This window comes from Nonomuraea sp. NPDC050202, assembly GCF_040656115.1.
GTDB lineage: Bacteria > Actinomycetota > Actinomycetes > Streptosporangiales > Streptosporangiaceae > Nonomuraea.
The window spans coordinates 1-12,318 of record NZ_JBFALF010000043.1 but is presented as its reverse complement, the minus strand read 5'-3'; the positions used below and the strand labels follow the sequence as shown (position 1 = coordinate 12,318).

Below are 12,318 nucleotides of genomic sequence, written 5' to 3'. Positions count from 1 at the left end.
TCAGAGGTGGGTCGCCCTTTCTTCGGCGTCCTCGATCGAACAGGTGGAGAGCAGAGCCCATGGTGAGCACGGATGCCAAGTCGCAGCTGCGTGGCCGGCGGATCGAGTGCGAGACGCTGGACCGGCTGGTGGCGACCGTGCAGGACGGCCGCAGCTCGGTGCTGGTCCTGCGGGGCGAGGCCGGCATCGGCAAGACGGCGCTGCTGGAGTACGCGCGCGGCAGCGCGGCCGGCTGCCGGATCGCCAGGGCGGCGGGCGTGGAGTCGGAGATGGAGCTGGCCTACGGCGGGCTGCACCAGCTCTGCGCCCCGTTCCTGGACCGGCTCGACCGGCTGCCCGAGCCGCAGCGCGACGCGCTGGGCACCGCGTTCGGCCTGAGCGCGGGCACGCCGCCGGACCGTTTCCTGGTGGGGCTGGCGGTGCTCAGCCTGCTCGCCGACGCCTCCGAGAGGGAGCCGCTGATCTGCCTGGTCGATGACGCGCAGTGGCTCGACCACGTCTCCGCGCAGGCCCTCGCCTTCGTGGCGCGGCGCCTGCTCGCCGAGCGGGTCGGGCTGGTGCTGGCGGTACGCGAGCCGTTCCTGGAGACCGAGCTGGCCGGGCTGCCGCAGCTCGAGGTGGCACGGCTCGGCGACAGCGACGCCCGGGCCCTGCTGGACTCCGTGACCCCCGGGCGCATGGACGACCGGGTCAGGGACCGCATCGTGGCCGAGGCGCAGGGCAACCCGCTGGCGCTGCTGGAGCTGCCGCAGGGGCTGACGCCCGCGGAGCTGGCGGGCGGGTTCGGCCGGCCCGACGCGGGGCCGCTGGCCGGCCAGATAGAGGAGAGCTTCCTGCGGCGCTTCCGGCCGCTGCCGCCCGAGACGCAGCAGCTGCTGCTCGTCGCGGCTGCCGAGCCGGTGGGCGACGTGACCCTGCTGATGCGGGCGATGGAGCTGCTGGGCATCGAGGGCGCCGCCGCGGCGCCGGCCGAGGCGGCGGGGCTGGTCACCATCGGGACGCGGGTGCGGTTCCGCCATCCACTCGTGCGTTCGATGACGTACCGGGTGTCGACCCTGGAGGCCCGGCAGCGCGCGCACCGCGCGCTGGCCGACGCGACCGACCCGGAGGCCGATCCCGACCGCCGGGCCTGGCACCTGGCCAACGCGACGGCCTGCGCCGACGAGGAGGTGGCCGCCGAGCTGGAGCGCTCGGCCGAGCGGGCGCACGCGCGCGGCGGCGTGGCGGCGGCGGCCGCGTTCCTGGAGCGGGCGGCCGAGCTGACGCCCGATCCCGCCCGCCGCGGGGTCAGGGGGCTGGCGGCGGCGCGGGCCAAGTACCGGGCCGGCGGGTACGACGCCGCCCGCGGCCTCCTGGACGCGGCGGAGCTCAGCCCCCTGGACGAACGTGACCGCGCCCAGGCCGACCTGCTGCGCGGCCAGATCACGTTCGCCTCCACCAGCGCGGGCGCCGCCCTGCCGCTGCTGCTCAAGGCCGCCAGGCGGCTGGAGCCGCTGGACGCCGGGCTGGCCCGCGAGACCTACCGCGACGCGCTGAACGCGGCCATGGCCGCCGGCCGCCTGCCGAGCGGCGCCCAGGCGGTGGACATCGCCGAGGCGACGCTCGCCGCGCCGCCCGGCCCGCCGCCGAAGCGCAACGACCTGCTGCTGAACGGCGTGGCCCTGGCGGCGACGGAGGGGTACGCGGCGGGCGTGCCGCTGGTGCGCCAGGCCCTCGACGCCTTCCGCGCCGACGGCGTGTCCAGGGAGGAGGGCCTCGGCTGGCTGCCGTTCGCGTGCCGCATGGCCCACAACGTCTGGGACTTCGAGACCTGGTCGGTGCTCTCGGCGAGGCTGGCCGGCCTGGCCCGCGAGACGGGCGCGCTGTCCGTGCTGGCATCGGCCCTGCACATGCTCGTGGCGAACCGGGTCCTGGCCGGCGAGCTGGAGCTGGCCGACGTGCTGGTCGCCGAGGCGGCGACGATCGGCGAGGTGACGGGCAGCCGCTCCCTGGCCCAGTACTCGGCCCTGGTGCTGGAGGCCTGGCGAGGCCGGGAGCCCGCGACGGGCCAGGCGCGCGAGGCGGTCCTGCGCGACCCGGCCATCCAGGGCGAGGGCAAGGTGGGCACCGCCACCCAGTGGGCCACCGCGGTGCTCTGCAACGGTCTCGGCCGTTACGAGGACGCCTACGCCGCGGCCGAGCGCTCCGCCGAGCACCCCGAGGCGCTCGGCGGGACGTACATGAGGTCGATGATCGAGCTGGTCGAGGCCGCCGCGCGGACCGGGCGGCCGGCCCGGGCCGCCGAGGCCGCCCGGCGGATCGAGGAGATGGCGCAGGCCGCCGGCACCGAGTGGGCCGTCGGCACCTCGGCGCTGGTGCGCGCCCAGGTGAGCGACGGGCCGGAGGCCGAGCCCCTGTACCGGGAGGCGATCGAGCGGCTCGGCCGCACCGAGGTCCGCACGTCGCTGGCCCGGGCCCGGCTGCTCTACGGCGAGTGGCTGCGCAGGGAGAGCCGCCGCGTCGACGCCCGCGAGCAGCTGAGCCTCGCCTACGAGTCGCTCAGCCAGATGGGGGCGGAGGCGTTCGCGGAGCGCGCCAGGCGGGAGCTGCAGGCCACCGGCGAGACGGTACGCAAGCGCACCGTGGACGAGCGCGCCACGCTCACCGCCCAGGAGGCGCAGATCGCCCGCCTGGCCGGCGACGGGCTGACCAACCCCGAGATCGGCGCCCAGCTCTTCATCAGCCCGCACACCGTCGAGTGGCACCTGCGCAAGGTCTTCACCAAGCTCGGCATCGTCTCCCGCAAGCAGATCAGCGCCAAGCTGCTGCAGTCGGCTCAGCCGCCGCTGTCGTACTCGCGCTCGGCGTAGCGGCCGGGCGTGCAGCCGTACTCCCTGGTGAAGGCCGTGATGAACGCCGACGGGCTGGAGTAGCCGACCCGGTGCGCCACCTCGGCCACCGGGCGGGTCTCCAGCAGCACCCGCGACGTGCTGAGCCGCAGCTTGGTGCGCACCTTGGAGTACGGCATGCCGAACTCCCGCTCGAAGTCGCGCTGCAGCGTCTTGACGCTGACGTGCAGCCGCTCGGCCCACTCCGCCAGCCCGGCCTCCTCGGCGGGGTCGTGGGAGAGTGCCCGCGCCACGGTGAGCGCGAACCCGGTCCCGTTCGCGTGGTGGCCGACGAAGTCGGCGGTGGTCGGGCCGAGCCCGGCCATGATGCGCGCCCGGGCGGCGAGGGCCTCCGCCTCGTCACAGGACGGCCGGGCGATGGCCTCGATGAGCCGGGCCGCCTCCGGGCCCATCGACACCGCGCCGGCCCGCAGCCCGGCGAGCGCCGGGGGCGTCTCGCGCAGGCAGATCCGGTAGACGGTCTGCCGGTCGGCGGCCCGCACCTCGTGGGTGACGGCCCGGTGCGCCCAGAACGCCTCCCGGTGCCCCACGAACTGTGTGCGCGCCCCGTACCTGGCCGAGAGCATCCCGTCGGGGGACCAGTAGAGCTGGTGCAGGAAGTCCTGGCGGCTCTCGCCGAACTCCAGCACGGCCGCGGAGCGGTACTTGAGCACGAGGATGCCCTCGATCCGGCCGAGGCCGTAGCCGTACTCCTCGCACCAGAGCGGGTCCGTGCCGACGGGCTCGGTGACCGTCACGGAGTGGCGTCTCGGCGACATCGGTTGGCCTCCCAGCGACATCAGCGGCAACTTTGGTAAGGGTAACCTAAGTTCGTTCTCAAGGCTGTCGAAGGAAGCCCCTCCATGCACTCTGTTCAGCTCCGGCGCACCGCCGGGGCCACCGTTCTCACGCTCGCCATGGTGGCCGGCTGCGGTTCGGCGGGCTCCGCGGAGCAGCCGGCGGCCGCCGCCGCGACCCGCGTCTTCACCGCGGACAACGGCCGGATCACCATCCCGGCCGACCCCAAACGGGTCGTCGCCACGGGGTACGCGGTGCCCGCGCTCATCGAGGCCGACGCCGCGCTGGTCGGCATCTCGAGCTGGCAGCGCGGCCTGCCACTGATGTCGGACGAGGACCGGGCGACGTACGACCGCATCGAGAAGGTCGCGGGCGAGGCCGCGGCCGAGACGAACTACGAGGCCATCGCCAAGGTCAAGCCGGACCTCATCGTCATCGGAGTCCCGCAGCCGGTGCTGGCCGACGTGGACGTGGAGCGGCTGAAGTCCATCGCGCCCGTCGTCGCGATCGGCCCCACCATCCCGTCCGCGTGGCGCGAGCTCTCCCAGCGCCAGTCCGACGCCGCCGGACGCGCCGCGAACTTCGGGCAGGCCAAGGCCGCCTACGAGAAGAAGGCCGCCGAGCTGGCCGCCAAGCACAAGGACGCGCTGGCGGGGCTGAAGTTCGGCCACGTGGGCTCGTACGGGGAGGTCGCCAAGGGCACCTTCCAGCGCGAGTTCGCCGGCTCGTGGGGCACCAACATCGCCCAGGACGTCGGCGTCACCTACTACGGCCAGGTCAAGGTGAAGGGCGGCGGCAGCAAGGACGTCTCGGAGTACCCCTCGATCGAGGAGCTGACCGAGAGCCTCGGCGAGGCCGACGCGATCACGTACTCGGTGCAGCCCGACGGCACGCCCAACGAGGCCGTCAAGTACGTGCTCGACTCCGAGCTGTGGAAGAACCTGCCCGCGGTCAAGGCGGGCCGGACGTTCGCCATCCGCTACACGGAGGCGGCCACGTACGCGGCCGCGATGAAGACCCTGGACGCCGTCGACCAGGCGCTCGCGCCGCTGGGAGAGTCATGAGCATCGACCGGAGCGACCCGGGCCCCAGGGTCGCGGCCCATCACGCCACCGGGACCGGCGTGACCCGCATCCCGTACCCGATCGGGATCCGCACGGTCACGGTCGGCAGGCGGGAGCTCGTGACCCCGCGCATGCTCCGCCTCACCCTGACGGGCCCCGGCCTCGACGGCTTCCACAGCTACGTGTGCGACGACCACATCAGGATCGTCTTCCCTGATCCCGACGGCACGCGCAGGCTCCCGGTGCCCAACGACCAGCAGATGCTGGACTGGCCCAAGCCGTTCCCGACGACGCGCAAGTACACCGTGCGCCGCTACGACGCGGCCGCGCGCGAGCTGGACCTGGACGTCGTGCTGCACGCGGGTGGCGTCGCGGCGACCTGGGCGGCCGGCGTCGAGGCCGGCGAGGAGGTGGCCGTCGCCGGGCCCCCGGGGACCAAGACGTTCCCGCCGTCGTACGGGCATTACGTGTTCGCCGTCGACTCCACCGCGCTGCCCGCCGCGGCCCGGTGGCTGGAGGAGTCGCCGTCCGGGATCTCCGCGCACCTGGTGATCGACACCGACGACCCGGCCGAGCACGCGTACCCGCTGGACAAGCGCGACGGCGTGGAGGTGATCTGGCTCGTCCGCGACGGCGAGCGGTCGTCGCTGGCCGAGACCGTGCAGGGCCTGCGGCTGCCGGACGAGCCCACGTTCCTGTTCGCGGCGGGAGAGGCGAACGACATCAAGCCGCTGCGCTCGTGGAGCGCCGGCCGGATGGAGTCGCTGTTCACCGGCTACTGGAAGCGCGGAGTCGCCGATCTTGACGACGACTGACCGTCCCGGACGGCCGGGGACGGACGACCGCGCCGGGCCGCGCGCCACGCGGGCCCACCGGCCGGTCGTGCTCGCCGCCTGCGTGCTGCTGCTGCTCGTCGCGGTGGTCGCGAGCCTCTGCGTGGGGGCGCAGACCATCGCGCCCGCCGAGATCTGGCGGGCGCTCACCGGCGCGGCGGGCGGCGAGGCGTACCTGATCGTGCATGACGTGCGGGGGCCGCGCACGCTCCTCGGCATCTGCGTCGGCGCGGCGCTCGGCACGGCCGGCACGCTGGTCCAGACGCTGACGCGCAACCCGCTCGCGGAGCCCGGGATCCTGGGCGTGACCGCGGGCGCCGGCTTCGCGATCAACATCGGCGGCGTGCTCGGGCTGGCGGGCGGCCAGGTGGCGCAGCTCCTGCTGGCCTCGCTCGGGGCCGCGCTGGCGGCCGTCCTGGTCCACGCGCTCGGCTCGGCCGCGCCGCTGCGCCTGGTGCTGACCGGCGTCGCGCTCAGCTCCGTGCTCGCCGGGATCTCACTCGGCCTGCGCCTGATGCTGCCGGACGTGTTCGACCGCTACCGGTTCTGGTCGGTCGGCTCGCTGGCCGGGCACGAGCAGGTGCCGCTCACCCTGCCCGCCGTGACGATCGTGGTCGCGCTGGTGTGCGCGGCCCTGGTCACCAGGCCGCTCGGCGCGCTCGTGCTGGGGGAGGAGGTCGCGCAGTCGCTCGGCGGGCACGTGCTGCGGACCAGGGTGATCGTGCTGGTGCTGGTCACCCTGCTCGCCGGGGCCGCCACCGCCGTCGCGGGGCCGATCGCCTTCCTGGGGCTCATGGTGCCGCACCTGGCCAGGCGCCCGGCGGGCGCGTCGATCCCGTGGCTGATGGCGTACACGATGGTGCTGGGCCCGGTGCTGCTGCTGGCCTCGGACGTCGGCGCGCGGGTGCTGCTGCCGACGGGCGAGGTGCCGGTGGCGGTGGTGACGGCGTTCGTGGGCGCGCCCGTGCTCATCTGGGCGGTACGGCGGCGCGGGCGGGTGCCGTCGTGAGCGCGCACCCGGGCTTCCCCGCAGGCCGGCATGTGGTGGTGCGCGTCGGCGCGTACTCGATCAGGGCCGGTCGCAGGACGCTGGCGGTGTCCGGCACGCTGCTGGCCGCGGCTCTGGGCCTGGCCCTGCTGGGACTCTGCCTCGGCGGGTCGTGGACGGCGCCCGGCGACGTGCTGGCCGCGCTGGCCGGTCACGGCGACTCGGTCGTCGTGGTGCGGGAGTGGCGCCTGCCCAGGGTGCTGGCGGCGCTGGTGTTCGGCGCGGCGCTGGGCCTGGCGGGCGCGGTCTTCCAGAGCCTGACCCGCAATCCGCTCGGCAGCCCCGACGTCGTCGGTCTGGACGCGGGCGCCTACACGGGCGCGCTGTTCGCGATCACCGTGCTGGGCGGCGGCCCCGCCTATCTGGCGGCCGGCTCCATCGCGGGCGGCCTGCTGGCGGCGGCGGCCGTCTACGCCCTGTCGCTCGGCTCGGGGCTGGGCGGCCTGCGCCTGGTCGTGGTCGGCATCGCCGTGAACGCCATGCTGACGGCGCTCAACTCGTGGATCGTGCTGCGTGCCGACATGGAGGTGGCGCTGGCCGCCACCGGCTGGAGCGCGGGCTCGCTGAACGGCCTGGACTGGCACGAGGTCGTCCTCCCGTTCGCGGTCATCGCCGCCCTCGCCCTGCTGCTGGCCGCGCTCGCGCCCGCCATGCACCAGACGGCGCTCGGCGACGACCAGGCGCTCGCGTCGGGCGTGCGCCTGAGCCGGCTGCGGCTGCTGCTGGTGCTGGCGGGCGTCGGCTGCACGGCGACGGTGACTGCGGTGGCCGGGCCCATCGTGTTCATCGCGCTGGCCGCGCCGCAGATCGGCCGGCTGCTGACGCGCGCGCCGGGCGTGGCGCTGGTCCCGGCGGCGCTGTCGGGCGCGGTGCTGCTGCTGGCCGCCGACCTGGCCGCGCAGCTCCTGCTGGCCCCGGTCGCCTTGCCTGTGGGGGTGGTGACCACCGTGATCGGCGGCTGCTACCTCGCCGCCCTGCTCGCCAGGAGGACGACCCGCCACGCCAGGTAGGGCAGCCTCCTCCTGCGGAGGCGACGCCACGGCGGACGCCGCCGCCCGGGAGGACGTCCGGCCTGGTGGTGGCTACGACGCTGACGCGGCCGCCGCCCGGAGTGCGGTCCGGGCGTCCATGACGGGGTCGCCGTGACCCACGCAGGCGACCTCCATGTCGAGCTCCGCGAGCCGGCGGAACGAGCGGAGCATCTCGTCGCGGTCCATGTTGAACACCCCCGGCATGACCTGCCCGTTGACGTGCGCCACGGTGTCGCCGGTGAACAGCACCCCCGCCCCCGTCACGTGGACGGCGATGCTGCCGGCGGTGTGCCCGGGGGTGGCGATCACGCGGGCTCCGCCGCCGAAGCCGATCAGGTCGCCGTCCTCCAGCTCCCGGTCCACGCGGCACGGCGGGGCCGGGGGCAGCAGGTGGGCGCCGAGGCTGCGGTGCAGCGCCCGCTCCTCGTCGGTGAAGTCCGGTGGCGGCGCGGGCACCTCGCCCCTGATCACCGGCGCCTCCACCCTGTGCGCCAGCACGGTCACGTCACCCCACGCCGCGATCGCCGCCGCGCCGCCGCAGTGGTCCTCGTGGTAGTGGGTGAGCACGACCTGGCGTACGGCGTCCGTACGCAGGCCGAGCCGGCCGATCGCCTCGGCGATCTCGTCCCCGCTGGTGGCGATGCCCGTGTCGATCAGCGTGAGAGCGCCCGCGTCGTTCCACAGGTACGCCTGCCCGAACGCCGGCCGCAGCAGGTGCAGCTCCCGGCGAATCTCCACGATCTCCACTGTTCCGCCTTCCCTTGTCGCGACGACCAGGTAACCCGGTCGCCGCCGCCCCTGTCCAACAGCGATCGGCGCCGGATTGACAACCGATCGTTGTCAGTCCACGCTCCTGGGCGTGGATGCGGACATATCAGGCATGCGGGCTTTCGTGGTGACCGCGGAAGAGCTGCACTTCGGCAGGGCCGGAGCGCGGCTGTTCATCACCCAGCAGGCGCTGTCGAAACGCATCCGCAGGCTGGAGGAGGCCCTCGGCATCGCGCTGTTCGAGCGGACCACCCGGTCCATCGAGCTGACGGCGGCCGGGCGGCGCTTCCTGCCCGGGGCGGTGGCGGCGGTGGCGGCGTTCGACCGGGCCGTCGAGGCGGTCCGCGCGGACGGTGACCCGATCCGGGTGGACGTCTACGACGAGCGGTTCACGCCGCTGCGCCTGGTACGCGAGGCCAGCGAGCGCGACCCGCGGCTGCGGGTGGAGCTGAGCATGCGGCAGGGGCTGGCGGTCGCGCTGCCGGCGCTGCGCCGGCAGGAGATCGACGCCGCCTTCGGGCGGGCGCACGACCTGCCAGGGCCGTGGCCGGAGGAGCTGGCGCATCGGCTCGTCCATCTGGAGCCGCTGGCCGCCTTCGTGCCGGAGGATCACGTGCTCGCCGGCAAGAGCGAGCTGCGGCCGGCGGACCTGCGGGCCGGTGGCATCGCGATGCCCGACCCTGCAGGCGCCACCGAGTGGCGGGGCTACCTGGAACGCCTCGCCGCCCGGCTCGGCGTCCCGCTGCGGTTCAACGCGCCCGCGATCGGCGTGCGGCATCTGGTGGAGCAGTTCCTGCGGGAGAAGAGCGCCGTGGGGCTGGGCGAGATGAGCATCGACGCCGCGGGCAGCGGCCTGCGCCGGATCCCGATCGTCGAACCGGTACCGCTGCTGCCGTGGTCGGTGGTCTGGCACCGGCGCAACCCGCGCCCGCTCCTGTGCGCGCTGCTCGCCCAGCTGCGACCCGCGCGCCCGCCCGATCCGGCCGACCCGCGGTACTGGCTTCCCGGAGCCGACCTGCCCGGTCACGGCACGGGAAACGTTCGGCGTCCGCGATGACGTGGTCGCCGGCGGCGTCGCCGAGCTCGACCGCGCCGCCGCGGGGAGGAAGCCCCGCGCCCGGGCGTCGCGTGGCGGGGCGCGTGCGCCGCGTGACGCGCGGAGGTGGCGCCCGTCCACTTCGGCCCGGTGGCGGTCAGGCCGGGGAGGAGGTCCCCGGCGCCCTGCCGGTGGCGGTCAGGTCGGCGAGGAGCCGCAGCGCGGCCTCCGACGGCGAGCCCGGCTCGGCGTTGTAGACGGCCACGCGCTGCCCCTCGTCGTTCGGGAGGACCATGAACTCGGTGAGGAGCGCCATGGTGCCCACCACCGGGTGGTGGTAGGCGCGTGGGTCGGTGCCGCAGTCGCCGACGGCGTGCGCCGCCCACAGCTTCGCGAACTCCGGGCTGCGCACCGTCAGCTCGCCCACCAGCGCGGCCAGGCCGGGGGCGCCGGGATGGCGGTCCGCGATGAGCCGCAGGTCGGCGACGGTGGAGCGGGCCTTGCGCGGCCAGTCGCCGTACAGCTCGCGCAGGTGCGGGTCCAGGAACACCATCCGGGCGATGTTGGGCCGGTCGCCGGGCCGGTCCGGCGCGCCGAGGTCGAGGTGCCCGGCCAGCAGCGCGTGCGCCATCGGATTCCACGCCAGGACGTCGAGGAAGCAGCCCATGACCAGCGCGGGCACGTCGCCGAACGAGTCGATCATGAGCCGTACGCCGGGGCGTACCCGCTCGGGCCTGGCCACGCGGCGGCGGGGCCGCGCCTTCGGCCGCGCCAGCGCGTACAGGTGGACCCGCTCGGCCTCGTCCAGGCGCAGGACGCGGGCGACGGCGTCGAGCACCGCGTCGGAGGCGTTCGGGCTCTGGCCCTGCTCGAGACGGGTGTAGTAGCCGGCGCTCACGCCGGCGAGCTGGGCCAGCTCCTCCCGCCGCAGGCCGGGCACCCGGCGCCGCCCGCCGAACGCGGGCAGCCCGGCGTCCTCGGGCCGCAGCCGCGCCCGCCTCGACCGCAGGAACTCGCCCAGCTCGCCGTGTACGTCCATGCAGGCCAGTATCGCGGCTGCGCGGCACGCCCAACCTGCACCTGTCAGGTGTAGTCACGGCGGATGGCTGGCTGAGGCCCGCCGCCGACCGCAGGCTGTCTTCCGGACCTTCTCCGACGAGGAACGGAAGACCAGCGTGAAAGTCATCGTGATCGGTGCGACGGGGACCATCGGCAGCGCGGTCGCGCAGGCGCTGGCGGCACGCCACGACGTCGTGGGCGTGTCACGCCGCGGCCCGGTGCGCGTGGACCTGGACGACGCCGCCTCCATCGACGCCCTGTTCGCCGGGCTCGGCCAGGTGGACGCGGTGGTGTGCTGCGCGGCGAGCGGCGCCCTGACCCCGCTGGACACGCGGCGGGACGAGGACTACTGGCGCGGGCTCCAGGGCAAGCTCGTCGGGCAGGTGAACCTGGCCCGCAGGGCGCTCGCCCACGTCCGCGGCGGCGGCTCCGTCACGATCACCAGCGGGCGCTTCGCCGAGCCGATCCGGGGGAGCTCCCTCGGGCACCTGGTCAACGCGGGCCTGGAGGCGTTCGTACGGGCCGCCGCGATCGAGATGCCCCGAGACATCCGGCTGAACACCGTCAGCCCCGGCTGGGTCCGCGAGACCCTCCTCGCTCTCGGCATGGACCCCGCCGGCGGCACCCCCGTGGCCGACGTCGCCCGCGTCTACGTGGAGGCCGTGGAGGGCCGCGCGCACGGCGCCACCCTCCTCGTCTGAGCCGCCGGGACACGCCCGCAGGCCGGGGAGCGCGTCACTCGAACAGGTGGCGGTGGGCGAGGCTCCAGGCCAGCCTGCCTCGAAGGTCGTCGAGGTGGCCCTCGGCGACCCAGTGGGCCTGGGGCTGCCGCCCGGCGGCCGCCAGGGAGCGGACCTGCTCGATGCCGTGCCGCTGCACCTCGATGACGGCGTCCACCAGGCCCGCCGCCGACGGCAGGCCGTAGGCGCCGGCGAACAGCTCCAGGCGGCGACGCCGGTCGGGAGGCGCGGGGTGACGCAGCCAGCGCAGGCATTCCGCGTCGTCGCGGAAGGGCGCCACGTACTCCAGCGCGTAGGCGACGTCGTGCAGCCGGGGCCTGGGCAGGGCGTAGTCCCAGTCGAGGATCCCGGCGGGGCGGTCGCCGCGCCAGACGACGTTCCACGGGCCGAAGTCGCCGTGGCAGATCACCTCGCCGTCGCGCGGCCCGGCCTCGCCGGTGAACCAGCTCAGCCCGGCAGGCGGGCGGAAGCCGGCGACCGCGTCGTGGTAGTCGCGCAGCAGGCGGGCGAAGGACGCCAGCCCCGCGTCGCCGACCACCTTGGCCCAGCCCTGCGGGCCGGACTCGCCCTCCAGGTAGGTGAGGACCTCCCGGCCCTGCCCGTCGATGCCCAGGACGCGCGGCGAGTACGGGAAGCCGGCCTCCTCCAGGTGCCGCAGCAGCGCGTGGACGGCCGGCGTCCACGGGTGGACGGGCCTGCGGACGGTATCGCCGACGCGCACGATCCTGCGATGCCCGCCATCCTGCAGGATCTCCTCACGGGTCACGGCCGTGACTCTAGCCGCCGATGCGGCGGCGCACGTACGCCGACCTGCATTCCGGCACCGACGCCGGCACCCGCATCGTGGCCGGGGTGCTCACGGGCAGCCAGGATGCCGCCACCCCCACCTCCTGCCGGGCGTGGCGAGCCTGCCGGCCTGCTCAGCCGTTGATCAGGTGGAGCCGCCGGTCGTCGACGGCCGAGCCGGAGGCCGGGTCGGCCCGTGGTAGTGCGGCAGGTCGAGCGGCGGCACAGGGAAGCCACCGGCCGTCGGCTCCTCGGACAGTTGCGCGAACTCGGCGTCCACCTGTGCCT

The 12,318-nt window shown here is 75.0% G+C and carries 11 protein-coding genes; 7 read left to right on the top strand and 4 right to left on the bottom strand.

Annotation, left to right across the window (positions count from 1 at the left end; translation table 11 throughout):
• Nucleotides 1-59: 59 nt before the first annotated feature.
• Entirely contained in the window at nucleotides 60-2,849 is a 2,790-nt protein-coding gene (locus tag AB0I79_RS53920) for an AAA family ATPase (protein ID WP_357891979.1), read from the top strand.
• Here AB0I79_RS53920 and AB0I79_RS53915 read toward each other — a convergent pair.
• On the bottom strand, nucleotides 2,816-3,646 hold the full coding sequence (locus AB0I79_RS53915; RefSeq protein ID WP_357891976.1) for an AraC family transcriptional regulator: 831 nt from the start codon (nucleotides 3,644-3,646) through the stop codon (nucleotides 2,816-2,818). The two genes, AB0I79_RS53920 and AB0I79_RS53915, sit on opposite strands and share 34 nt — an antisense overlap.
• Nucleotides 3,647-3,730: 84 nt before the next feature.
• On the opposite strand from AB0I79_RS53915, the gene AB0I79_RS53910 reads away from it, so the two are divergent.
• Genes AB0I79_RS53910 through AB0I79_RS53895 form a run of 4 tightly spaced genes read left to right on the top strand, consistent with a single transcriptional unit; the run spans nucleotide 3,731 to nucleotide 7,620 of the window.
• Entirely contained in the window at nucleotides 3,731-4,729 is a 999-nt protein-coding gene (locus AB0I79_RS53910) for an ABC transporter substrate-binding protein (RefSeq protein ID WP_357891973.1), read from the top strand.
• The gene (locus tag AB0I79_RS53905) at nucleotides 4,726-5,544 is read left to right on the top strand and encodes a siderophore-interacting protein (protein ID WP_357891970.1); all 819 of its coding nucleotides are present in this window, start codon (nucleotides 4,726-4,728) and stop codon (nucleotides 5,542-5,544) included. The genes AB0I79_RS53910 and AB0I79_RS53905 overlap by 4 nt, the downstream gene beginning before the upstream one ends.
• Nucleotides 5,531-6,571: an iron chelate uptake ABC transporter family permease subunit gene (locus AB0I79_RS53900; protein WP_357891967.1), complete on the top strand. Its 1,041-nt coding sequence runs from the start codon at nucleotides 5,531-5,533 to the stop codon at nucleotides 6,569-6,571. Before AB0I79_RS53905 ends, AB0I79_RS53900 begins: the two co-directional genes overlap by 14 nt.
• On the top strand, nucleotides 6,568-7,620 hold the full coding sequence (locus tag AB0I79_RS53895; protein WP_357891964.1) for an iron chelate uptake ABC transporter family permease subunit: 1,053 nt from the start codon (nucleotides 6,568-6,570) through the stop codon (nucleotides 7,618-7,620). The genes AB0I79_RS53900 and AB0I79_RS53895 overlap by 4 nt, the downstream gene beginning before the upstream one ends.
• A gap of 72 nt (nucleotides 7,621-7,692) precedes the next feature.
• Here AB0I79_RS53895 and AB0I79_RS53890 read toward each other — a convergent pair whose 3' ends face one another.
• Nucleotides 7,693-8,379, bottom strand: coding sequence for an MBL fold metallo-hydrolase (locus AB0I79_RS53890; protein ID WP_357891961.1), 687 nt, complete (start codon nucleotides 8,377-8,379; stop codon nucleotides 7,693-7,695).
• Nucleotides 8,380-8,521: 142 nt separating this feature from the next.
• Here AB0I79_RS53890 and AB0I79_RS53885 point away from each other — a divergent pair, with 142 nt between their 5' ends.
• Nucleotides 8,522-9,466: a LysR family transcriptional regulator gene (locus AB0I79_RS53885; protein WP_357891958.1), complete on the top strand. Its 945-nt coding sequence runs from the start codon at nucleotides 8,522-8,524 to the stop codon at nucleotides 9,464-9,466.
• Nucleotides 9,467-9,602: 136 nt separating this feature from the next.
• On the opposite strand, the gene AB0I79_RS53880 is transcribed toward AB0I79_RS53885, so the two are convergent.
• A complete protein-coding gene (locus tag AB0I79_RS53880; RefSeq protein WP_357891955.1) occupies nucleotides 9,603-10,484 on the bottom strand; it encodes a helix-turn-helix transcriptional regulator in 882 nt (293 codons plus the stop codon).
• Nucleotides 10,485-10,620: 136 nt separating this feature from the next.
• Here AB0I79_RS53880 and AB0I79_RS53875 point away from each other — a divergent pair, with 136 nt between their 5' ends.
• Nucleotides 10,621-11,205, top strand: a complete 585-nt coding sequence (locus tag AB0I79_RS53875) for a short chain dehydrogenase (RefSeq protein WP_357891952.1) — start codon at nucleotides 10,621-10,623, stop codon at nucleotides 11,203-11,205.
• 34 nt (nucleotides 11,206-11,239) lie between these two features.
• Here AB0I79_RS53875 and AB0I79_RS53870 read toward each other — a convergent pair whose 3' ends face one another.
• The gene (locus tag AB0I79_RS53870) at nucleotides 11,240-12,010 is read right to left on the bottom strand and encodes an aminoglycoside phosphotransferase family protein (protein ID WP_357891949.1); all 771 of its coding nucleotides are present in this window, start codon (nucleotides 12,008-12,010) and stop codon (nucleotides 11,240-11,242) included.
• Nucleotides 12,011-12,318: the final 308 nt, after the last annotated feature.